Raw genomic sequence first — 22,881 nt, forward strand, 5'->3', positions numbered from 1 at the left:
TTCAGACTCACCTTTTGATATCCCACCAACGTACGTGCCTTCCACGCTAAATGTGTTAAAGAATTGCGACTCATGTTTTGTAATTTTTGCATCTTTTATATTTGCTACATCCACAATTTCATTTTTCACTTCAGCTAACGGCTTCGGTGCGTGTTGAATTAAATAATCATTTGTTACTTGCGGTACATTATATTTATCTTGATTATCAATCAACTGCTGCATATACGCTTGATATTCTGCATTCAATTGTATATTGTTGCTCAATGATTCACGATATGAGTCATACTTTTTCACATCGTTTGCACGGATTAAATCTTGAAGCTTATCAAACGTTTCAAATTGATGATTATACAAATATGACTGTAGTGCAAAGGAATACTTATAAAAGTCCCATGATCCATATTTTGAAAACAAAGTTTGTTTTGCTGTATAACGGCTTGCTGGATCAGATGATAAGCCACTTATCATACTTTTACGCGGAACAACATTATTTGTACGTGTAGATCCTGCAAAAAATTCTGCATTCCCTTCTTGGAACCAAGTTAATCGTTCATTTTGATACATTTCTCCGCTTCCAAATAAACCAGGAACCTCATACCTTCCTTGTAAATAATGAGTGAATTCATGACGGAATAACTCTTCTAAACTATAAATACTTTGCTTTGGCGTACGCTCATATGTAAAGAAGGTCCCCTTCTCTTCAATATAAATTCCACCGTTGTTTGTTTCATATCCATATAATTGTCTATTTAATTGATATTCGTCTGGATTATTATAAATTACTATCGTTAGTACATCATCAGCGTTACCCGGTTCTAGTGCTTTATCATTACCAATTACACGGTGATATTGCGCTTTTACTTCTTTGGCTGCCCAATATAATCTCTTAATTTTTTCTTCTGTTACTTTATCTCCCGTCTTGAAGACAATAGATCCGTCATCAAATGTATATGTTTTAGGTAAGTATTGTTGTTTCCCTTCTTCACGTATTTTCTGTAAATCTACTGTATTTCCACTATAATCTTTTCCACCATAGTTTGTTTTAATTTGTTCTACTGCTACAAAATAAGGACCACTTAGACGAGGATACAAGCTCATCGCTTGTGTAATAACTTCTAATCCTTTGCTTTGATTACTATGAAATTTTCCTAAACGTCCTGTATAATAAATGCCATTATTGATTAGCCAACTATTTTCATTTGTTATATTCCCCACGAGAGCAATTCTATTAACCTCATTTATAAAGTTATCAATCTTTCCATACCACATTGTTTCATTAGGTTGCTTATTCGTATCCTGCAAATAAGACTGTATATCATAATCAATTCCTTTTACAATTTCATATACGGCTTGTCCTTTCGCATAATCGCTTTCATACGTAGAAAGATTATCATTATATTGTTTTAAAACATTTACCGCATACTGTACTGTTTCAGTATCACTAGAGGCATTACCAATTAATTTTCCATACGCAGCTACTACTCTATCTTGCTCGGCTGTACCTAATGTAAAGTTTGGATTTTTTGCAAGTGCTTTTAATGCTGGTAAACACTTGTCATGAAAGCCCCGGTCTTTTAAGTAACTTAATTCATTATTATAATATCCCACATAAAAAGCAGAACGTAATATTTCAACAAATGTTTCAATGCCCTTTGAGTCCTCTTTTGTAAATGTCCTTCCTCGTTGTCCTAGTTCATTAATGATAACGTTCATGCGTTCTTTATTCTGATAAAAAGCTTTCGTATCCTGATTGAATTGAAATAAATCAGTAATTTGATTCCAAGAAATTTTTGATAGTGTTTCAATGAGTTCGTTATCAGGCATTTTATTCAATTCTGCCAGAGTGTAGCTTTGCTTTAATTGAATTTCATCACGTTTCATAACCAGAGTAGGACGTTGTGAAAGATCTCCTACTTTTAAACGCTCTTCAAAAGTCAAAGTTTCGTCCGCTTTTGTAGCATGTACAATTTCATCTTTGGAAGTTTCTGTCCCCATTGGTTTCATCTGTAAGATATTATAGGATGCTGTTTCCTCTGCTGATACCTGTGTTTGAATACTTCCAAATGATAATGCCATCGTACTAATCCCAATCATCATTTGAGTAAATTTTAAATTCTTGTTCATTACATTTCCTCCATTTATATATTCCACCCAAAAATATAACATTTTATCTTAATAAATCATTATAATATGTTTTATTTCATATTTAATTACATGAATTTCCTTATAAATTGATATTAAATAAAACATTATAGAATTTCTTTCTTTTTTCATTCTTACTCATGAATTGGGTATATCTTTTGTTTGAAATTTATGGGTTCATCACAAGAAACCAAACTCTCTGGCAAGATTTCGTAAGATATTTGGCGATAAAAAGCTTTGAATTTCTTGAGCAAATAGTTGTAATTCATTGGATACAGAAATAGACATACAAAAACGGCACCCTTTCTTATAATTTTACAAAAAGAATAACGTATTTTTTATAAAAAATGCTCGTCAAAGTGTAAAACAAAAAAGGCTATCTCAGCCCTTTTTGTTTTATAAATCTTCTATATCATATTCGGTATATCCCTCATAATAGTAACTAATATTAATACCTTTCATGAATATTTCACGACTATTTATTTCATCTACTAGTGCATTTTGGAGTAAATGCTTAATTTCAATATCTTTAATTGGGCTGCGTTCCATTGCCAGTAAATAATCTTCTTTATCAATTTTATTCCAGTCTACCACCTGATGAAGTTCATTTTTAAAGATTAAATCTAGCCATATTCTAGTCGCTCTACCGTTTCCTTCTCTAAAGGGGTGGGCAATATTCATTTCAACATACTTTTCAACAATTTCATCAAAAGTTGTTTGTGGCATTGTGCTAATGTGCTCTAATGAATGGCATAGGTACATAACAGGAGCAAAGCGAAAATTCCCCTTCGCTATGTTGACCTTTCGAATCTCTCCAGCAAAGAAATAAATATCCTCCAATAGGTATTTATGCATGTCAGAAAGCCCCTTGAATGTACCAACTTCTATGTGGTGTATCTCTCCAGAATCATATAAATTTTTGACTTTCATTTTTGATAGTCGTTCTTCCACTCGATTCAATTCCAACTGATTTTTGATACCTAATTTATTTTCTAACACAACCATTCTCCTCTTTTTCTACAATTAATTCTTTAAGCATATTCAAATCTTCTTTTGTAGCTAGATTCTTACTGAAGCTTCTAGCCAGAGTTTTAGAATTGAGTTATTTTGCGTGTTCTTGATTGTATTTTTTATAGTTTTTTTGTAGCTTCGTTTTGCGCCTTGCTGAATGCCATTCTATTCACTCGCTTTAGATCCTATAAGCACATTATATATATTATTTAGTAATATGTTTCAAACAAAAAACAAACTAGAGCCGAAGCCCTAGTCTATAGCCATATCAAATATATATATTTAGTATCTTCCATAATTTTAAACACAACCATTTTTATGGAAATTTTAGGTGATCCTATTGTGCTCAATTCAATTAATAAAGATCGGATTCATGGCTTTTCTTTACTGTATCTTTTGTTGCTTCGTTTGCAGCTAATGATCCTTGACCATATTTTGATTTACTTACTTCACGGCCAAACATGAATTAATAGAACTGGCTTCCCTATACCATAATCTTCATAATATAACTTAATTGATGCTTAATTTTCGATTTATTATCATACCCCCAAAAGTAATTATTGGTAGCCTACCTGTTCTAGATTTAGAAGCTGAAGGTGATAATTTTTGAATTTTATTTGTCCCATAGACAATCTTTCCACCTACTACTATCAATGCAGACTCAATATGCTTGTTTTTCACCTCCAAGACTAAGAGGTTAATAGAAGAAAGTATGGATAAATGTACATATTGTCTCTTTTTGATGTTACCTTGTATTTCTTTTTCTGTAGAGAACCGTGTATTTCCTGCTGTCTATAGGAAGACCTTGTTCTCAATTCAATCGGTTAAACATAAGATTTAAACGATTTTCAAGATAAAACCTCATCATTACCAATATTTTTAAAAATATCTCAAATTCAAGATTATTTGCATAAAAGCCGAAATATTAAGTCAATAATACATTTAAGTTTTAACAAACTACCAATATATTATTTCTCAATATAGGAAGTATAGAATTATAAGAAGCCAATTGTTAATATATAGATATCTCAATTGCGTTATTTCTTTTTAAAGAGAGTTTGTGTTTTTACACAAGCTCTCTTTTATTGCATTTCAGATATATTCAACAAGGTGAGTCTTTTCCACTTACAGCAATAGAAAATAAAAATTTGCTTCTAATACAAAAACTCCATACAATTCACAAATAACCTTTAAAACTCAGATATAACAATAAATAGGCATTCCATATCCTGACTGGTAAAACTAAATTATAGAACTATTTCTCTGTAGCAAAATAAAGTAGAGCTATAGTCGGAAAAGCGATTCCTATCCATAATGTTAGATTCCATCCTCCTAAGGCATATGCCCATCCTCCAATAAAGGATCCAACAGCACCTCCCAAAAAGAAAATAGCCATAAATAGCCCGTTTAATCGACTACGGATTTCTGGACTCAACGAGAAAATTAAACGTTGGCTAAGCACAAGGTTTGCAGATACTCCCATGTCCAACAGAATTGCAGCAATTACTAAAACAGCTATTCCGATGGGCGAACTACTTTGAATAATAAGTGGTAGTAATAAAGAAATAATAACAACAGTGAGAGCTATCCCAGTGGCTGATCGTGTCCAGCCAAGATCAGCTAGACGACCACCTATTGGAGCGGCTATTGCACCTGTAATTCCGACAAGTGCATATAATGCTATGGCAGTCTGAGAAAAATGAAAAGCAGGACTAGATAATAATAATGGAACAGTGGTCCAGAATAAACTAAAAGCCCCAAATACACAAGCATGATAAATGGCGCGACGGCGTAAAATTGGAGTAGTTCGTAGCAGTTGCCACATTGAATTAAGTAAGGCTATATAATTTGTTTTTGCCTGTGGTTTCCTAGTAGGGAGTACTTTCGATAATACAAACGCTAAGACAATAATTACAGTAGCAGATAAAGCAAATATTGCACCCCATCCCCAAATATCGGCTACTAGACTAGATATCGGTCGCGCAAGCATAATACCTAGTAACAGACCACTCATGACATTGCCAACTACTCGACCGCGTGCATTCTCAGATGAAAGATATGATACAAGAGGTACAAGCACTTGCGCTGCGACCGAACCCAGTCCGATAAAGAATGAAGTAATTAACAACAAGGTTGCGCTTTTTACAAAAAACATGGAAATGAGTGCAAATGCACTTAAAAATAACAATATAAGTATTAATTTTTTATTCTCAACAATATCCCCCAAAGGCACAAGAAATAGTAAGCCAACAACATATCCAATTTGAGTTAGCGTTACAATTAATCCAGCGCTACTATTAGAAAGCCCAATTTCATTACTAATTACCCCAATTAAAGGCTGTGCATAATAAAGATTAGCCACAATAATACCACATGCAGTTGCTAAAAGAATGATTAAACCTGATGAAATTTCCTTATCAATTGCTTGATTTTTAAAATTAGACATAACTATTTCCTCCCATACTTTTATTTCAAAATTACTAAATCGCCTTGTCAAGAACTACTGCGGTGCCATTTTTTATTGTAATAAATTAAGTCTGAACTACTTTCCATTCTGCTTTTAAAAGATCCAATTTCACCTCTTTTTTATCCCCCTTTTCTAAATGTTTTTTAGCAATTTAATTTTTGAATTTTGGAACCTAAATGTAGCCATTCCATTACAAGATGTTAGTTAGTTAGTTAATTAATAAACTGTACGTTCAGTTTATTAATTAACTAAAAATATATACTAAACGTTCAGTTTTGTAAATAGGCTGTTTTGTTTTTTATTCATATTAAGTATACTAAACGTATAGTTTATGTTTTTGAAAGGAATGATTAATGTGCAAGGTAAAAGAGGTCGACCACGTAATATCGAAACCCAAAAGGCCATCCTTTCTGCGTCCTATGAGTTATTATTGGAAAGTGGCTTTAAAGCAGTCACAGTCGATAAAATTGCTGACCGTGCTAAAGTCAGCAAAGCTACGATTTATAAATGGTGGCCAAATAAGGCTGCTGTGGTAATGGATGGTTTTCTTTCTGCTGCTGCTGCCAGATTGCCTGTACCTGACACAGGTTCAGCCTTGAATGATATTTTAATTCACGCTACAAGTTTAGCCAGTTTTTTGATAAGTCGAGAAGGAACTATTATCAATGAGTTAGTTGGCGAAGGGCAATTTGATTCGAAACTAGCAGAGGAATATCGTGCTCGATATTTCCAGCCACGTCGACTGCAAGCAAAGCAACTTCTGGAGAAGGGAATTAACAGAGGAGAATTAAAAGAAAACCTCGATGTTGAATTAAGCATCGATCTCATTTACGGACCAATTTTTTATCGCTTGCTAGTAACCGGTGAAAAGTTGGATGAATCCTATGTACATGACTTGGTTATAAACGCATTCGAAGGGATACGTTTGAAGTAATTAACATATAAACAAAGATTTAGATTTCTAACGTTTCCTATACTGATGTAACTCGCATTAACTTGATAAATAAAGTATATAATTTTTTAAAACTGATGTTTATGGGATTGTCCCCCGTATACATCAGTTTTAAAACAGACTTAATCTACAAGCTAATCACGCTTCCTTTTTGATTTTTGGAAGGTTGTAATATTTATGAGTTATTGATTTTTCATTTAAAAACAGATTAAAACCACATAAGAACCCTGAATTTGTATTTTATACAGTTTACCTATTCTAATTAGTTTGCATCAAATAAATCAATGGTTTTAATTTGTCTACAATCGTAGGTATGATAATAATATGCACCAGACTCCATGCACATAGTGCTTGTATAGATGGTATTGTCTAATATGCCTTCTGCCGTGATTACTCCACCCTTAGGAACTTCGCCATTTGATAAGCTATGAAAAACGGCTGATATTCCCTCTTCTTTTAAATCGTGACATATTTAAGATATTGATGTCATTGGATTAAAGTAATAATTACTTAAAAAATTAATAAATAAAAACCCTCCACAACAAGGAGGGCTTAGTATTCTATATAAGTAAATCTTTAAATGGTAAACTTAATATTTTATTGTATTGGTCCTAATAATCCCATAATTTCTTCAGCTTTTTGGTTTTCGATGCTATAGTAAATTTCTAATCCCTGACGATTTCCTCTTAGAACCTTCCCTCTCATTTTAGATAAGTGTTGGGAAACTGTTGATTGTGGAATGTTTAAAATTTCGGTCATTTGGGTTACATTTAGTGTTTTATGTTTAGAAAGCTCATTGATCAGTTTTAAACGCATTGGGTGTGCCATAAGTTTTAAAAGCTCTACATCCTCTTCTAAAATCGTGTTCTCTACATGCTGATTCGCAAATCTTGTCATAGTATACGCTCTCCCTTATTTGTTTTCTTCTAATGTAGTGTAACTTCCATATTACATAATATTAGTATGTTCGAATGTTTATTGTTGAAAAATGATACTTAAAGTATACAACTGTAGTTTGTGCTAGTAGTGGAGTTAATGTGTGGTTTGTATGAAGTTTTCGTTTACTATTAATCTAGTCTGTTTAAGCTAGTATAAAAGTTATGCATATAATTAAAAAGACAAACTCGCCAAGATGAGGAGTTTGTCCAAAACCATGATCTCTTTAGTTCAACAATATAGAGTTCAGTTCCGATAAGAATTTTTATTTTTTTCATATCCCATGTTTTTTGCATCAGTACTAACAACAGTAGATTAGAATAATGACTGAATACTTGCTAGGACAGTAAGGATACCTATAATAATGACAAATACATTGCTCGCTTTCCCTTTGTATTTAGCAAGTACTGATACTTTATGGATTGCATACATTGGTAGTATACATAAGATAGCAGCAACTAGCGGACCGCTAAGGGCATCAATGATTCCAAGAATACTTGGATTTGTATAAGCAACATACCAGCATGTTAATACGACAAAAGTAAGAATTATTGTCTTAACTGTTTTTTCTCCTATATCTTTCCCACGTTTTTTACCGGACTTGATAATCATGTCACGCATTACCTCATACGCTCCTATATAATGGCCAAGGAAAGACTTTGTAATAGCCACAAACGCGATGATTGGAGCTGCAATAGTGATTACTGGCGAATTAAGCTCATTAGCAAGATATGATAGGATTGACAAGTTCTGTTCTTTTGCCACTATAAGATCACTTGGAGTCAAACTTAAAGTACTGCTCCAAACAAAGAACATAACAACAGCGAATGTCATGATATAACAAACTTTTTGTATTTGAGCACACTTGGCATCAGTAGCTTCTATTCCATAACTAGCTCTCTGCTTCACAACAAATGATGAAATCATAGGTGAATGATTAAACGAGAATACGATGATTGGAAGTATCATCCATATCGTTCCTAAATATCCTGTTCCTGTTGAGGCAGTAGAAACACTTGAAAAACTAAGCATTGACGTATTCCACTGTGGAATCAAAGATATTGCGATAAAAAGTAGAGAAGCTATAAAAGGATACACTAGCATGCTCATGATCTTTACAGTTATATCTTGACCAAAATTTAGTATAGCGATAAGACCAAGTACTAAGACAAGTGATAAAATGGCCCTTGGAGGCTCCGGCATGTGCAATTGATGCACGATAAAACTACTAGCGGTATTTGTAAGTGCGACCGAGTACATCAGCACGATCGTATAAATGGAGACGAAATATACAATGTTAAAAATGATACTTGCCTTATTTCCAAAATACTCTCTTATAGTACCTGTAATCCCCTCATCGGCAGAGTTCGAAGCGTAAATCATTTTAGCAAGCGCCCTATGTGAATAATACATAACAGGATAGGCAAGTATGGTAATTAACAGCAATGATAATAAACCACCTGAACCTGCATTAATCGGTAAAAAGAGTACCCCTGCTCCAATTGCTGTTCCAAAAAGGCTCAATGCCCAGGTAGTATCCTGTTTATGCCACTTTTTAGGGTCTAGATATTTCTCATCTTTTACTGCAGTATTATCAGCTTGAAATTCTATGTTTTTTGCAGTATTCCCATTCATGTAATAATTCCTCCTCGTGTCCTATTCTTAATTCTCTATTTAAGGTATAGGAATATAGACTGTTCTTGAAAAATGAATTGCTTATATAGTGCATCACAACGAATATCCCTCTTCCAAATTTATCAATAGCGAAGCTGCAACCCCAAGGGTTTGTTACCACTTACAAAATGTTTTAATTATATAGTAGTATATTTTATTGATACTTCCCCCAACATACAGACATCCTTAGGCGAACAATAGAGTACATATTGTTAAATATTTCACAATGCTATCGATAGTTGTTTATTGATTTGATTGTTTCTCCCCAAAGATTTTATTTTTAATGGCAATCCCTGTAGGTGTAGCCGCAATTCCGCCTAAACCTGTCTCTCTTAACTCACGAGGCATCTGTCTTCCAACCCTATACATTGCTTCAATAACTTCGTCAGCATAGATGATATTGTTTACGCCGGCTAATGCGATGTCTGCTGCTGCTAAAGCATTTGTCGCTCCAATGGCGTTTCTCTTTACACAAGGAATTTCTACCAAACCAGCGACCGGATCACAAACTAAACCGAGTAAATTTTGTAATGCGGTCGAAAAAGCTTCAGAAGATTGCTGTGGGGTTCCACCCGCAGCTTCTACCGCAGCTGCAGCCGCCATCGCTGAGGCACTTCCTACTTCAGCTTGACATCCTCCATACGCTCCTGAAATGCAAGCGTTGTTTGCGACTATCGTTCCAAATAACGCTGAAGTGAATAGAAAACGAATCATATCTTCATGATTTAACTGCAACGTATCTTTAATACTAAATAGGACTCCCGGAATCGTCCCACTCGCACCTGCTGTTGGAGTTGCACAAATAGCTCCTAATGCAGCATTTACTTCATTAACACCGATAGCACTTTGAATCCCTAACACCATCAAATCTCCAGAAAGAGTTTTCCTATTTTCTCGATAGTTTTTAAGTTTTACAGCATCCCCCCCGGTTAACCCAGTTGGAGAAAATACACCGTCGCCTTCAATACTTTTATTTATTGCATGTTGCATAGTCGTTAAATTTCGTTCCATTTTACTCCAAACTTCTTCATAAGAAGTTTTAGTTTGTTTGATTTCCTGTTCGATTGCTAATTCATAAATTGGCTTTTGGCTTTTATTAGCTGCATCCACAATCTCTTTTATGGACATATACATATTTTTCACTCCTTAATGTAACTAAAGAATAATAAGGTTAGCTATATTGCTTAAATCTCCTAATTCCTTCTGAACAGTACCAGGTAATATCGAATCCAAAGCGAATGCATATAAATATCTTGTTTTATCTTCCAAACTATGAAAGCTGTTAATTTCCACATCATATTGTTTAAAGATCCTGCGTAAAACAAATTCAAAGTCAGCTCTTTCCGAAATCGCAATAACAACTGGCAATGGCCCCTGCAGATCTAAGCTAAAACCGTCAATTTCAACATGTTTGACTTCAATCAACCCACCACCGACCGAAATACCCATCGTTCTAATACTTCGACTTTCATCCTCTACATATACATCTGCCGTATTTGGATGACCGGCAGGACTATTACCCGATTTTTCAATAAAGATAATGTCAATTCCCTTAGACTCTGCTATCTTAATAGCATCTGGCACTTTACTGTCATCGGCAGCAAAGCCTAATATACCAGCAATAATTGCAAAATCAGTTCCATGACCTTTATGGGTTTCAGCAAATGATTCATAATACTTTACAACAACTTTTTTGGGAAGACTTTGAAATAATCTATTAGCAACTGTTCCGATAGCCAAAGCACCTGCAGTATGTGAACTTGAAGGACCTATCATTATGGGCCCAATCACATCAAAACAACTTTTATATTTAACAATCTTTTTTTCTTTAATAGATGCTACATTCATGTTCATATAAACACCCCCATAATTTATTATTTTTAATTACAGTTGAATCTAATTTATTGGAATAACCAATTTAAAATATTTTTGATAGCGCTTTCTTTATTGAGTTGAATAAGCTTCCCTTCTGATTCACTACCCTCCGTATAGTAATCATATCAATATATCAAATTTTTAAAATTTACTAGCAAGTTCTTTAGAATTTTCAAACCAAAACGAGGTTTGTTATTTTCTCTAGAGGTATTAAATTATGTCTCTACGCCCTCATTATAACTTGTATATTTATAAGTTTAATCTTTTTTTATTTTTAGAAAGATTGAATAGACAGAATTTTGAATGGGTAATAAATTACACTTAGTATGTAGCAATTGTGTCCTTTGTTTGAAGCTGTATTAGTTAGTAAAAAAGCAAAAATAACACAGAGTTCCTTTCATAAACACATTGATTATATTGGAAAATCATTATAAAGATACTTATATTGTCCTTAGTTAGGATATCTTATTTTGGACGGGAAACCTGTTGCAATAAATAATTCATGCAAATGAAAAGGAATACATTAATGAAATATAAAACCCTTACGTATATTAATCACGTAATTAGTATAAATATTAATTATCAGAAAAAAGGAACTTTTTGTATGGACCTTAACATAAAGGATACGTTCCAAATAAAAAGGGGATTCCTAGTAGGCTCCTTTTTATGCTGTTTTTATATGAAAAATCCTCTTCAAAACGAAAATAAAAAGGGCTATTTCAGCCCATTTTTTTTTATAAATCCTCTATATCATATTCAGTATCCCCCTCATAATAGCAACTAATATTAATGCCTTTCATGAATACTTCACGGCTATTTATTTTTATCTACTAGTGCATTTTAGAGTAAATGCTTATTTACGCTTTTTATTTAGAATAATCTTTCATATGTAATTAAGATTTTTCACTCTCTGTAAAAAGTGATTTATGTTCTACTGGAGAAGAAAGCACTATTAAGGTTGTAGGCTTTCCATACTCTAAGCACAAATTAATATAGTCTTCGAGTGTATGTACTGATTCTGTCACTACCTTTGTTAAATAACTATATAAACCGGCTATACGATGGCATTCGACTACATCTGGATGTTCCATTGCAAATTTTTTATATTTGTTGCAATCTCTTGGTTCCATTAAAACAAACGCGGTAATATGTTTTTTTAATTCTTTCGGATTAACAATCGTACGATAACTTATAATGACACCCTGTTCCTCTAGTCTTCTGACCCGCTCTGTAACAGAAGGGGAACTCAAACCTACCAGCTTTCCTATTTCAACCATACTTAAACGTGCATTTTCCTGAAGATGTGAAAGAATCTTTAAATCTGTTTGATCCATTAATGTATCTCCCCTTGATTAATTAAGAATACAATTAATAATTCTTAAATTTTTTAAGAAAATTATAATTAATACATAAATTATAGCATGTTATCTTTTTTTAAAACTTTATATAATTGATATCAATTAACGAAAGAGAGGCTGAGTATCTTGACACAACAATCATTGAAACGTTCAATTACTTGGGTACAAGGGACTGCATTAACCATAGGAGCTGTGTTGGGTTGTGGAATTCTTATATTGCCCTCAATTACTGCAAATAGCGCTGGACCAGCTTCGCTTTTATCTTGGGTTATCATGTCTATATTAGCTTTTCCCATTGTCGCAACTCTGGCGCATCTTGCTAAAATGATTCCTAGTGCAGGAGGAATTACAGCTTATGTTCAAATGGCATTTAATGCAAATACGAGTGCCATCCTAGGGTGGATTATGTTAGGATCTATTCCTATTGGATTACCTATTATCGCTTTAACAGGTGCCCATTATATTGGTTATGTTTTTCCAATAAGTAATGCAGGAGTTATAGGCATCGCGGCAGTAATTTTGATTACTTCTTTACTCTTACATAATAAAGGAATTGAGTTATCATCAAAAATAAGTGTGTTTGTCATTTGTATAATTTCACTTCTAATAATTGTGGCTGTTGTCGTTTCTATCCCCTATGTAAAATTAAGTTCTTTTACACCTTTTGTACCAAACGGATGGTCTTCTGTTGGAGCTTCTTCTGTAATTATCTTTTTCTCATTTGTAGGATGGGAGATGATAACCCCATTAGCTGAAGAGTTTAAAAGACCTGCTAAAGATATTTCCATTAGTCTATTTTTGGGGGCAATTTGCATCTCAATTATGTACATTGCAATATCTTTTGTAACAATAGGGACTCACTCTTATGGTGATAAGAACCAGATAGCTTCCCTTAGCATTCTAATATCAAAAGGATTAGGACCAATAGGTACATATATAACCACTATTTTAGCAATTTTCATTTCGTTTAGTGCTGTACATGCTAACATTGCAGGTTTTTCAAGAATGATTTATGCCCAATCTAGAGAAGGACATTTCCCTTCCTTCTTTGCTAAATTACATTCTAAATTCCAAACTCCAACTAGGGTTTTACTAGTTTTAGGCGGAATTTTTAGTGGTATTTTAATTTTTTATGCTATAGCACGACCAAATTTAGAGATGCTTCTAAAAGGCCCTAGTGTAATTTTTATTACCTCGTATATTTTTACAATGCTAGCTGCTCTTAAGTTATTAAAAGTTCAAGATATAGGTTGGTGGATGGCCTTCCTATCTTTAGTTATATGTATTTTTGTATACTCATTTAGTGGTTGGGCGATTTTCTATCCAGTAATCTTATCATTCGTAGGTGGGATCTATATACTTATGAATAAAAGGTCCAGCACTGTAATCAATCATCAATTAGATACACCTAATGAAGAATAGTTTCATAATCTCTATAAACTAATTCTACAAATTATATAATGTTATTAACACTATCAGATTGGAATAGATATAAATTCTGCTAACTTATAATTAACTCAAATTAACTTTATGAAATATGAATAATTATGTGTATTCAAGAAAACCCAGGATAACTTTTTAAAATCATCCTGGGTTTTTCTGTATAAAATGAATTTCGTTATTTTTATTTATTTCCCCAATTTATATATTTCTTCACAATGAATAAACAAACATATACATTATTTAATTATGTAAAAAATATATAATTAAAAACTCCTATAAACTATATAAAATTCAAACCAGCATATCAGCGAAAGTAGATCCAACGTTATTTTTACGCTTCATATGCTTTTCTAAATATATTTTAGTCGTTTGAATATTTTCATGGCCAAGTGTTTGCATTAAATGATATAAATCTGCATTACCTTGTTCTACTGCCATAATTGCAAAAGCATGACGGAATGTATGCGCCGTTACTGGATTTTCACGATACAGTAGAAACTCTAAGTTTGTCTTTTTTATCATATCTGTTACTTGATTTGATAATGTTTTAGAGTTATAAGTATTTCCTCTTTGATTTATAAATACCGGACTCTCATCTCCTTTATCCAATACCGTTTGGCGTCCTCTTCTCAGCCTCATTTCACAAATACACTGATATAAATGTTCCGAAATAAAAAGTTCACGCACTTTATCCCCTTTTCCAGTGACTTTTAACCAATACTTTCCGTCATAATGTAAATCTTTCACTCTCGCGGTGCACAATTCTTGAATTCTTGCACCAGTACTTGCTAGAGCCAGTAAAATTGTATAGTTTACTAAATGTCCTCTTTCTTTATAAAATCCTAAAATTTTCATAACCTCATCATAGGATAGGTCCCGATTTGGCCGATCCTGCTCATTTACATTTGCGCGCTGTAGTTCTTCATGAAGAGGCTTTTCAATATAAGAAAATACATGAAGATGTTTTAGAAAAGAACGAATGAGCACTGTTTTCTTTGCAAGTGTTGCGACTGCATACGTGTCACCATTCCTACCGTTCTCTACCCTTTTCAACCAAGAATTGTATTTACGAATATGCCAAGGTTGCAATGTTTTCAATAAAGAGTCCTTTTTCTTTACCTCTTCCCCATTCAATTCAAATTCTTCTGCATGCTGCACCATGCACTGACAAAATGATAAGATTTCTGAGATATAACTCTTTTTCGTATCCTCTTTTCTATTCTTCTTCTCATCCATATCTTTTTGTAAATGTACGAAATGATAAATGACTTCTATGTCACTTAAATACGTATATTTACCCTTTCCCTCTTTTTCTGCAACCTCCATCTTATCTTCCACCATATCTACATAACTGTTGTTATATAGATATGGAACGATATCTTTTAAATTCTCTATATATGTATCCATATACTCACTTTTATTGTTTATAATTAATAAATTTTCTTTTACATTTTTTTTATTCATATTTCGAATTTACCTCTCCTATAGAAGATTATGAATATAATTCTCTTTATTACCTATAATTATTATTTTATTTTACTTCTATTAATTATACAAATGATAATACATTTTCTTTCTGTAAGAACGCTACATTCTTCTTTATTTACTTATAATTATATTTTTTTATAATTTATTAAGAAATAGATATTATTTAACAGTTAATTACTTAACATTCATAGTGAATTTATAATAAAAATAACTATAAAAATTCATTTACATATAAATTTAATGAAAAAGATTTTCAAACCATAACAATGAATATGATATTTAATAAAATCTATTTCTTATTTTAAATATAAATCAGATTCTGATATGATATATACATACCTAAAATATTAACAAACGATAGTTATGGAGGTGTCCTTTCATGACACAAGATTTATTGTTCATTACAAAACCTACTGTAACGACAAAAGAAGCAGCCGACTTATTAGGAGTAACGGTGCAAACAATTTTAAAAAAAGAAAAAGATGGATTAATAGAATGTGTATATAAAGATAACTGGAAGCAATTCGGTAGTAAGATTTTCTACTTAGAGGATATTGAACGTTTAAAAAATAAAAATGAGGTTAACGGCCTTAGCACAAAAGAAGTAGCTGAAATTCTTAATGTTGCACCATCTACTATCTTTACATACATCAAATCTGGAAAATTACCCGCAACAATGGTAGAAAAACGAGGAAAACAAGTATATATTATCGATGAGGAAGAACTAGAGATTTTTATGCTTGATTATGAAAAAACTAAAACAAAAGAGCGAAAAACATTTATTACTAAGATTCAAGATGAAGATATATATTTATATCAATTATTAAAACATCTACATACTGGAAAAACCGCTAGGGTAATAGAGATTAATGGAGGAGACGGCAAGATTCTTACAGAGGACGAAGAAATTTTCCCTCTATCTACTTATAAGGAACATGATTACTCCTTTGAACCTTTCAATAAAAAAGCGGTAATTACAAAACGAGGGTATTTATCTTTTTCATTTAAAAAACCTCAACTATTTAATTCTATCACTTATAATCTAATAAATTTATTTTATAAAGAGCTAGGTGTCACAAATATGCGATTAGGTATTTCATCAGATACTATCAGATTAGAAATTAAGCCTTTCGTATTACAAGTAGATCCACTGCAATTTCAAGAAGAAGTTAAATACTTACATTCTCATATGAAATCCGGCACGATACTTCCTCATGTAGAAGGTATTTACTTTAAAAGTAATGTAGAGCCATTAACTTTTCATGCAGATCATGAATTCAAGCAAAGAGTAGTACAAATGGCAGCGGATGCTGGTATGGGACAGGAAGAATTCCTATTGCAAGCTGTAAAATCTTATATGGTAAATCTAGAATAGCAATAAATTTGTTATCAAATAAAAAAAGCGTAGAAATAAAACCTTTCTACACTTTTTTTATTACTTAACTAAATCTAATTTCTTTTATTGAAATTTCTAATTACCTTATTCAAAATTACAAAAGAAACAATATATTACACCTTTTATTATGAACAAGATAACTTATTAGTTTACCATAATTTTATTATGAATAATAATTTATATACCATTAATTCTTTATGGTGAAATCATAAGTAAAATAATGGGTCAAAGTGGTTTTGTTAAAATTATACAAAAAAGTCATAATTTATTGTTTATCCAACAATAGATAACTTAGATAAAGAAAAGATACTAGAGAATATCACAGTATAGTAGTCTCTAGTATCTTTTCATAGTATTTTAACGAGTATGCAATACGGAGGGGGATGGAGGGATAAAAAAGGACCTCTTACGGAAAGAGAAGAGGCCATCAAGAAGATAAAAATGTTGTATTTGAAACACGCGAGTTTCTACTTCATATTATAACACGTTATATCTATATATTAAATATATAAACTATAAATAAAGAATGTATGTTCAAAAAACACACGGAATAGTCATTGTGTGTAGTGCTTGTTTTTTTATACACATGCATGCCATTTCTAATATGTGATATCTGCCCGTTTTAATCGGTCGTCTATTACATATCATTTAACTTTGTTACTTTTTAAACTTCTTTCCTATCCGCTGCCCCCCTCTTATTAGCGATGAAAACGCCATTCTAATAACAAGATGATACTTTAGGAAAATCAAATCGTTCCTATTTATCAAATGACCCTTCCGTGAATGTACCGTTATTGTCAAGCGTGTTCAGTTTCATTTTATTATTACGATCGGTTTCAGCATGGACATCGGCGCATTATATGTATACTGAACACCTTCGACCTTATTCATTGTTGTTTTAGAGGCGTATGCAGCATTCTTGTTCAGTTTCTTTGCAGCCTATTCTGTCGTCATACCAATTTGGATCGCTTTAACGCTTCCGATATGTAACAGACCTCTATTCCCGTGTTTACCTTGTGCATTACCTAATACAAAGTGGTCAGGTTTCACCTTATTTTCTTCAATACGTTTACTTGTTTCTTCTTCCAGCTCCTTACGTTCCGCTTCTTCCCTTGCCTTACGTCTCTCTTCTTTCTTAATCGTTTTTTCAGCTTCTCATTTTTCGATTTGTTCAATTTTCACCTGTAATTCACGTTCAGATTTTTTCTCTAGATATTCATATCCCCTCCAAACGCCAAATAAAACGATACTTACTGTAACAAGTGCAATTTTCCAGTTAAAGTAATTTCCCTTCTCTTCATCTTTTAACTCATCTATCTTTTTCATAATTGTTTATCAAACTTTCATTGTTGTAGCAACTCTTTCATTTGTAAAAATAGTCAATTCGTATTATATTTCGTACCTTATACGTAGTTATCACGCTAGAGACATTCACAATATCGCGTACTGCTATAAGTTTACGCTTCTTGTAATCTTTCAAAAGTACAAATATCAGTTCCCATCTTTAGTGCAGATACGGAATGTTGTTACCTTCAGTGCCTGCTTCTCTTGGTGGGACATAAATAAGTAATCCTGTAATGTTCCTTTAAAGACCTGAACCCCGTTCGAGTATGCGATAACAGTTTTATCAAAATTTAACGATGTAAGTGTAGACATTAAGTTTTTCATCTTATTTGTTCACTCCTGTTTTCCATTCAGATTTTGTAATGGTCCCGTCAAAATTGTATGAAATCTCTAATTGGTCGAATCCACTCTTATAGATATGCTTCGTACTTGTTCCGTTCAGCTCGGTAACATCTGTCCATGGTAGGTTACTATCATCTATCTCACGAAAGTTTACACCCTCCTTAGCTACTTGTAACATATCCTTACTAGCCCATCTTGAAAGCTTCGGCTTAATTAGTTCTTTGTATGTCTCCTGCGCTTCTAAACTTCCTAGAGAATGGAGATTCGCATATGCTTTCTTTTCTCGGGCTGCATATTGCTCCTCTTTGATTGTTTCCTCTTCAGATTTCTCTGGCTCTTTATCTTGAATCAGCGTCTCTTCCACTTTCTTAACAGGTTTTTCTTCAGCGTCATCAACTTCTGCAGGTTTCTCCTCGGGTAGATTCTCTATCGCATCTAGTTTAGCCTTCAGCTTAATGTAATTAATTTCTAATTCATCATACTCTTTGGCTAATTTCTCTGACTCTGCTTGATAATGTTCTACTTGTGATGATAATCTATCGGTTTTTTGGTTATAACAAGATGTCAGCCCAAAGAATAGAAGAACTGTTACCCCATACTTTGCAGCTGTCTTTCCTTTAATAGATTGTACTTTCTCGATAAATGTAGATTTCTTTGATTCCATAATTTGTAGTCTCTCCCCCAAGTTACTCGTTTATCTAGTTATGATGATTTAGTTACATGTAAAATTTTACACAACTAGACATCATATGTCCAGTTGACTATACTAGACAATTAGTCATTTTGTTTAAGGATTTAATATAGTGATAATATACACGTATTTTGCCACTGTTTAATGACTACAGCGTGTTTCTACTTAATGAGTTCTCACCACACAACAATCAGCTTAAGGTTTTAAATTATCCTCATAACGAAAATTTTCTACTTCGCTAGCTGCGTTTAAACCTTGTTAGTTAATTTAAAGAAAATTAGGAAAGCCATCCTCATAGCTGAGAATGGCTCTTATAAATAAAACTTAATGAATATGTAGCTTTAGATATTTATGATGAAAGAAGCACTAAATAACTTAATTGATTTTATGAAAGATTTCCTTCCCTTATTGATCACACTATTAAATATATAATTGTTTACTAGAAAAATATTATGTAAACTTATGATTTGCCAATTAGACAAAATAGTTTATTTGATGGTGTCTTTTCTTCAAAAGAACGTGTACAATTCATACATTAAAAATAAAAAATATATAGAATCTATTTTCAAGTCCATTACACTTATTCCTTTCTTAATTAACTCTTTTTAGAGTTAAATTCGGATCATGCTTTTGAGTTCTAAACCCTAATGCGATAGCCGCTCCAATACAACTTGAAAAACATCCAACAAACAAATACAGGGATGGATCTGACTCACCGATTAAAACGGAAGCTATCCCTCCAATTATAGGGAATAGCGCAACCATATATCCACTTCGAGCTCCTCCGATTTTTTCTACAAGCTTCAAATAGAATAACCATGCTACAAAAGAAGCAAACAGAGTTAAATATAGCAACATAAATACATATGAAAAAGATGTGGGAAATGTAAATTCTTGTCCTTGAAATAATACAATTACTCCCATCAATAAACTACCTACTGTAAATCCAATAGCATTTGCATAGATAGGGTTCACCTTATGGCTTGCATTTCGTGCCGAGCTCGCATCACCTATTGCTGTAAGAAGCGTACCTAAAATTGCAACCATAATTCCTTTTATATCATTGAACCCTTGAAAATCATTCAATTTCGGATAGATAAGAATACATACTCCTAATACCCCTAAAATCCCTCCAAGCAAAACGCGTGAATGTAACTTTTCTTTTAAAAAAATTCGAAGTGCGATCGGAGTTAAAATTACCTTTAGTGAAAAAATCAATGTTACAATTGCCGCAGAACTCAAAATTGTAGCGTAATAAAGGCATAAATAGCTTATTGCAAAGTTACATATACCAAAAACTATTACAAATGGGATATCTTTTTTTGTTGGCATCCCACTTGGTCGAAGAAAACAAACAAGCATCAAAAATAAAAAAGCTGTCATAACCAGACGGTAAGTTAAAGATAACTCTAAGCTGACAGGAGTTCCTTGAATTTTCACTGCAATAAAGTTGAGTCCCCATACAATCAAACAAAATATGTACATAAATATTGTCATAACTCTCCTCCTAGATTAAATTTTTTTATAAATTCATTATTTATTTATACTGTCATTTCTAAAAGGTACAGTTTACAATAAATACAAATGACAGATGGGGTATTAAAATAATGAAGGAACTAATATTTAATATAAATCGAAAAAGTAAAAATCCTATGTATCAACAAGTTTATCAATATATACGAACTCAGATTTTATCTGGTAAATTAGAACACGGTAAAAAGTTGCCATCAATTAGACAACTTGCTAACCAATTAGAGGTCAGCAGAAACACAACTCAGGTAGCCTATGAACAACTGCAATCAGAGGGGTATATTCGAAGTGAAAACAAAAAAGGTTTTTTTGTAGAGGCTATTACATCGGATGAAACACTTAATTTTGAACTTATTAGAGAACAGCATCATGAAACAAATCATACTATCATGAAAACTATTGATTTTAAGATTGGGACAGTGGATCAAGAAAACTTTCCTTTAAAAAAGTGGAGAATGATTACAAACAAAATTCTTAAAGACTCTAGCATGTTTTCATACGGAGAAAAACAAGGCGATATTAAATTAAGGAAAGCACTAGCAGATTACTTATTTCAATCAAGAGGAGTTACTACTTCTGCAGAACAAATTATTATTGGCAGTAGCACACAACATTTGTTATTAATTTTGTCACTAATGTTAAAGCAAGACTATCATTATATAGCAGTAGAAGATCCTGGATATAACGTGGCAAGGGAGCTTTTTGTTCTTCAATCATTTATTATTGATCCAATTCCTGTAAAAGAACGGGGCATTCAAGTCGATTTTCTTTTAAAATCGCCTTCTAGACTTTTATATGTCACTCCTACTCACCACTTTCCGTATGGAGTGACTATCCCTGTCAATGAAAGACTAAAATTAATTGGATGGGCAAAAAAAGTAGATGGCTATATTATTGAGGATGATTATGATAGTGAATTTCGATATATCCATCAACCTATACCGTCTCTTCAAAGTTTAGATTCAAATGATAGGGTGGTTTATTTAGGAACTTTTTCAAAGGCACTCCTCCCCTCTATCCGTGTCAGTTATATGGTTTTGCCTAGGCGGCTAATAAATGATTATAAAAAAATACTCCCTTTACTTGAACAAACATCCTCATCTATTCATCAGCGAACATTGGCAACTTTTATGAATGAAGGATATTGGTACTCGCACTTAAGGAAGATGAAAACTTTGTATAAACGTAAAATGAATCTATTAAATAAGGAATTATCAAAGCATTTTAAGGAATATGTCAAGATTAAAGGTGGTAGCTCCGGTATTTTCGTTATTATTGAAGTAAAAACAAAAATGAGTGAAAAAATGCTAATTGAAAGAGCACATGATCACGGCATTATAGTTTATCCTTGCTCAAAATACTTCTCGGAATATTTACCAGAATATCCTCATATTCAACTTGGATTTGGTGATTTATGCGAAGAAGAGATAATAAAAGGAGTCTCTCAATTAGCAAAAATTTGGTTCTAATAGGAAAAGAGATAGAATAATTAATCAATGAATGATTTTATTTAATTATTAATAGAAATCCCTTTAGTATTTTGAATTTTTTTACACTAGGTGATATTTTATTTTTTTATGCATAAAAAAAGACACCTTTAAGGTGTCTTCCTCCAAATTAATAACTGCATGTTATATCATAAACTTTCTCAATAATTATTAATTTAATCTTTACTTTTAAATATATCCTTTTAACATATTTTTTGAGAAACGATTTGGATATAGAGCAATAAGCATTTCATATGGACTTCCTTTCCAATAGCATTTTAACGGCGTCCATAATTTTTGTTTTATTAGCCATTTTTGATTAAATACTTTTAATAGCTGTTTTTCATCCAATTTTTCTTTCTCTTCAATAGTCCACCTTAACGCCTCTAATGCTTTACGTTTAGACCAATATCCAACAGGAGTAACTCTAAATTCCCATTCTTTAAAACGGTCTCTATATAAATCATTAATCATTCTAAACGGACTATTCCCCCAGATTATTTGACATGCTGATGCTAATCCATGGGTCTTTAACCATTTTATATTGTATATATCAAGTAATTGTTTAGGGGTTAATCTCTCTTTTTCTTCAATGGTCCATTTCAATGCTTCTAATGCTTTTTCTTTAGTCCAGAAATTTAAAGGAGTCATACCAAATTCCCATTCTTTGAACTGATTTGGATACAAATCATTAATTGCTTTAAAAGGGCTATTTTCATACCTATGTTTGAGTAATCCTCGTAGC

17 protein-coding genes and 3 pseudogenes are annotated in these 22,881 nt (G+C 32.5%); 4 read left to right on the top strand and 16 right to left on the bottom strand.

Features of this window, described 5'->3' with window-relative positions:
- From colA to MR107_RS24275, 4 genes and pseudogenes are all read right to left on the bottom strand, one after another.
- Window positions 1–2,124, bottom strand: a 2,124-nt coding sequence (gene colA / locus MR107_RS24260; RefSeq protein ID WP_242292816.1) for a collagenase ColA, incomplete at its 3' end; no start/stop codon positions are given.
- 414 nt (window positions 2,125–2,538) lie between these two features.
- A complete protein-coding gene (gene fic, locus MR107_RS24265; protein WP_042884146.1) occupies window positions 2,539–3,147 on the bottom strand; it encodes a protein adenylyltransferase Fic in 609 nt (202 codons plus the stop codon).
- A 361-nt stretch (window positions 3,148–3,508) separates the two neighbouring features.
- Window positions 3,509–3,616, bottom strand: a pseudogene (locus MR107_RS24270) (catalase); the annotation flags it as partial.
- Between the two features lie 792 nt (window positions 3,617–4,408).
- Window positions 4,409–5,599: an MFS transporter gene (locus tag MR107_RS24275; protein WP_242292826.1), complete on the bottom strand. Its 1,191-nt coding sequence runs from the start codon at window positions 5,597–5,599 to the stop codon at window positions 4,409–4,411.
- A gap of 367 nt (window positions 5,600–5,966) precedes the next feature.
- Between MR107_RS24275 and MR107_RS24280 the strand changes: the two genes are divergently transcribed.
- Window positions 5,967–6,554 carry a TetR/AcrR family transcriptional regulator gene (locus MR107_RS24280; protein WP_100249670.1) on the top strand — a complete coding sequence of 196 codons (588 nt, stop codon included), beginning with the start codon at window positions 5,967–5,969 and terminating at the stop codon, window positions 6,552–6,554.
- A gap of 283 nt (window positions 6,555–6,837) precedes the next feature.
- Here MR107_RS24280 and MR107_RS24285 read toward each other — a convergent pair.
- The 7 genes and pseudogenes from MR107_RS24285 to MR107_RS24310 form a co-directional block, all read right to left on the bottom strand.
- Window positions 6,838–7,035 (bottom strand): annotated as a pseudogene (locus tag MR107_RS24285) (linear amide C-N hydrolase); the annotation flags it as partial.
- Between the two features lie 134 nt (window positions 7,036–7,169).
- Complete coding sequence (gene pagR, locus MR107_RS24290) at window positions 7,170–7,469, bottom strand: transcriptional repressor PagR (protein ID WP_000196515.1); 300 nt, start codon at window positions 7,467–7,469, stop codon at window positions 7,170–7,172.
- Window positions 7,470–7,823: 354 nt separating this feature from the next.
- Window positions 7,824–9,143 (bottom strand): aromatic amino acid transport family protein, encoded by a 1,320-nt coding sequence (locus MR107_RS24295; protein ID WP_242292817.1) that lies wholly within the window; start codon window positions 9,141–9,143, stop codon window positions 7,824–7,826.
- A 282-nt stretch (window positions 9,144–9,425) separates the two neighbouring features.
- Window positions 9,426–10,316 (bottom strand): L-serine ammonia-lyase, iron-sulfur-dependent, subunit alpha, encoded by an 891-nt coding sequence (sdaAA, locus tag MR107_RS24300; protein WP_242292818.1) that lies wholly within the window; start codon window positions 10,314–10,316, stop codon window positions 9,426–9,428.
- Window positions 10,317–10,337: 21 nt separating this feature from the next.
- Window positions 10,338–11,036, bottom strand: coding sequence for an L-serine ammonia-lyase, iron-sulfur-dependent subunit beta (gene sdaAB / locus MR107_RS24305; RefSeq protein WP_242292819.1), 699 nt, complete (start codon window positions 11,034–11,036; stop codon window positions 10,338–10,340).
- A 755-nt stretch (window positions 11,037–11,791) separates the two neighbouring features.
- Window positions 11,792–11,897: pseudogene (locus tag MR107_RS32050) on the bottom strand (protein adenylyltransferase Fic); the annotation flags it as partial.
- 53 nt (window positions 11,898–11,950) lie between these two features.
- Window positions 11,951–12,391 (bottom strand): Lrp/AsnC family transcriptional regulator, encoded by a 441-nt coding sequence (locus MR107_RS24310; RefSeq protein WP_000372880.1) that lies wholly within the window; start codon window positions 12,389–12,391, stop codon window positions 11,951–11,953.
- A gap of 150 nt (window positions 12,392–12,541) precedes the next feature.
- Between MR107_RS24310 and MR107_RS24315 the strand changes: the two genes are divergently transcribed.
- Window positions 12,542–13,837, top strand: a complete 1,296-nt coding sequence (locus tag MR107_RS24315; RefSeq protein WP_242292820.1) for an APC family permease — start codon at window positions 12,542–12,544, stop codon at window positions 13,835–13,837.
- Window positions 13,838–14,149: 312 nt separating this feature from the next.
- Here the strand turns inward: MR107_RS24315 and MR107_RS24320 are convergent, their stop codons facing one another.
- On the bottom strand, window positions 14,150–15,322 hold the full coding sequence (locus MR107_RS24320) for a tyrosine-type recombinase/integrase (RefSeq protein WP_242292821.1): 1,173 nt from the start codon (window positions 15,320–15,322) through the stop codon (window positions 14,150–14,152).
- Window positions 15,323–15,725: 403 nt separating this feature from the next.
- Here MR107_RS24320 and MR107_RS24325 point away from each other — a divergent pair, with 403 nt between their 5' ends.
- Window positions 15,726–16,721, top strand: coding sequence for a helix-turn-helix domain-containing protein (locus tag MR107_RS24325; RefSeq protein WP_242292822.1), 996 nt, complete (start codon window positions 15,726–15,728; stop codon window positions 16,719–16,721).
- A gap of 1,176 nt (window positions 16,722–17,897) precedes the next feature.
- Here the strand turns inward: MR107_RS24325 and MR107_RS24330 are convergent.
- From MR107_RS24330 to MR107_RS24340, 3 genes are all read right to left on the bottom strand, one after another.
- Entirely contained in the window at window positions 17,898–18,068 is a 171-nt protein-coding gene (locus MR107_RS24330; RefSeq protein ID WP_242292823.1) for a hypothetical protein, read from the bottom strand.
- Between the two features lie 343 nt (window positions 18,069–18,411).
- Window positions 18,412–19,092, bottom strand: coding sequence for a hypothetical protein (locus MR107_RS24335; protein ID WP_242292824.1), 681 nt, complete (start codon window positions 19,090–19,092; stop codon window positions 18,412–18,414).
- A 618-nt stretch (window positions 19,093–19,710) separates the two neighbouring features.
- Window positions 19,711–20,616 (bottom strand): DMT family transporter, encoded by a 906-nt coding sequence (locus MR107_RS24340; RefSeq protein ID WP_242292825.1) that lies wholly within the window; start codon window positions 20,614–20,616, stop codon window positions 19,711–19,713.
- Between the two features lie 110 nt (window positions 20,617–20,726).
- Between MR107_RS24340 and pdxR the strand changes: the two genes are divergently transcribed.
- Window positions 20,727–22,118 carry a MocR-like pyridoxine biosynthesis transcription factor PdxR gene (pdxR, locus tag MR107_RS24345; protein ID WP_086388359.1) on the top strand — a complete coding sequence of 464 codons (1,392 nt, stop codon included), beginning with the start codon at window positions 20,727–20,729 and terminating at the stop codon, window positions 22,116–22,118.
- A gap of 207 nt (window positions 22,119–22,325) precedes the next feature.
- Here the strand turns inward: pdxR and MR107_RS24350 are convergent.
- The coding region (locus MR107_RS24350) for a DUF4046 domain-containing protein (protein WP_472926408.1) at window positions 22,326–22,881 on the bottom strand (556 nt) is incomplete at its 5' end.

Origin of the sequence: Bacillus cereus group sp. BfR-BA-01441 (genome assembly GCF_022663075.1) — a bacterium.
Lineage (GTDB): Bacteria > Bacillota > Bacilli > Bacillales > Bacillaceae_G > Bacillus_A > Bacillus_A cereus.

What these genes read in the sequence shown, in the direction of transcription:
- pagR (WP_000196515.1), bottom strand. Translation starts at nt 7,469, where the DNA reads ATGACAAGATTTGCGAATCAGCATGTAGAGAACACGATTTTAGAAGAG.
- MR107_RS24340 (WP_242292825.1), bottom strand. Translation starts at nt 20,616, where the DNA reads ATGACAATATTTATGTACATATTTTGTTTGATTGTATGGGGACTCAAC.
- MR107_RS24335 (WP_242292824.1), bottom strand. Translation starts at nt 19,092, where the DNA reads ATGGAATCAAAGAAATCTACATTTATCGAGAAAGTACAATCTATTAAA.
- MR107_RS24330 (WP_242292823.1), bottom strand. Translation starts at nt 18,068, where the DNA reads ATGAAAAAGATAGATGAGTTAAAAGATGAAGAGAAGGGAAATTACTTT.
- sdaAA (WP_242292818.1), bottom strand. Translation starts at nt 10,316, where the DNA reads ATGTATATGTCCATAAAAGAGATTGTGGATGCAGCTAATAAAAGCCAA.
- MR107_RS24275 (WP_242292826.1), bottom strand. Translation starts at nt 5,599, where the DNA reads ATGTCTAATTTTAAAAATCAAGCAATTGATAAGGAAATTTCATCAGGT.
- fic (WP_042884146.1), bottom strand. Translation starts at nt 3,147, where the DNA reads ATGGTTGTGTTAGAAAATAAATTAGGTATCAAAAATCAGTTGGAATTG.
- sdaAB (WP_242292819.1), bottom strand. Translation starts at nt 11,036, where the DNA reads ATGAACATGAATGTAGCATCTATTAAAGAAAAAAAGATTGTTAAATAT.
- MR107_RS24310 (WP_000372880.1), bottom strand. Translation starts at nt 12,391, where the DNA reads ATGGATCAAACAGATTTAAAGATTCTTTCACATCTTCAGGAAAATGCA.
- MR107_RS24295 (WP_242292817.1), bottom strand. Translation starts at nt 9,143, where the DNA reads ATGAATGGGAATACTGCAAAAAACATAGAATTTCAAGCTGATAATACT.
- pdxR (WP_086388359.1), top strand. Translation starts at nt 20,727, where the DNA reads ATGAAGGAACTAATATTTAATATAAATCGAAAAAGTAAAAATCCTATG.
- MR107_RS24320 (WP_242292821.1), bottom strand. Translation starts at nt 15,322, where the DNA reads ATGAATAAAAAAAATGTAAAAGAAAATTTATTAATTATAAACAATAAA.
- MR107_RS24280 (WP_100249670.1), top strand. Translation starts at nt 5,967, where the DNA reads ATGATTAATGTGCAAGGTAAAAGAGGTCGACCACGTAATATCGAAACC.
- MR107_RS24325 (WP_242292822.1), top strand. Translation starts at nt 15,726, where the DNA reads ATGACACAAGATTTATTGTTCATTACAAAACCTACTGTAACGACAAAA.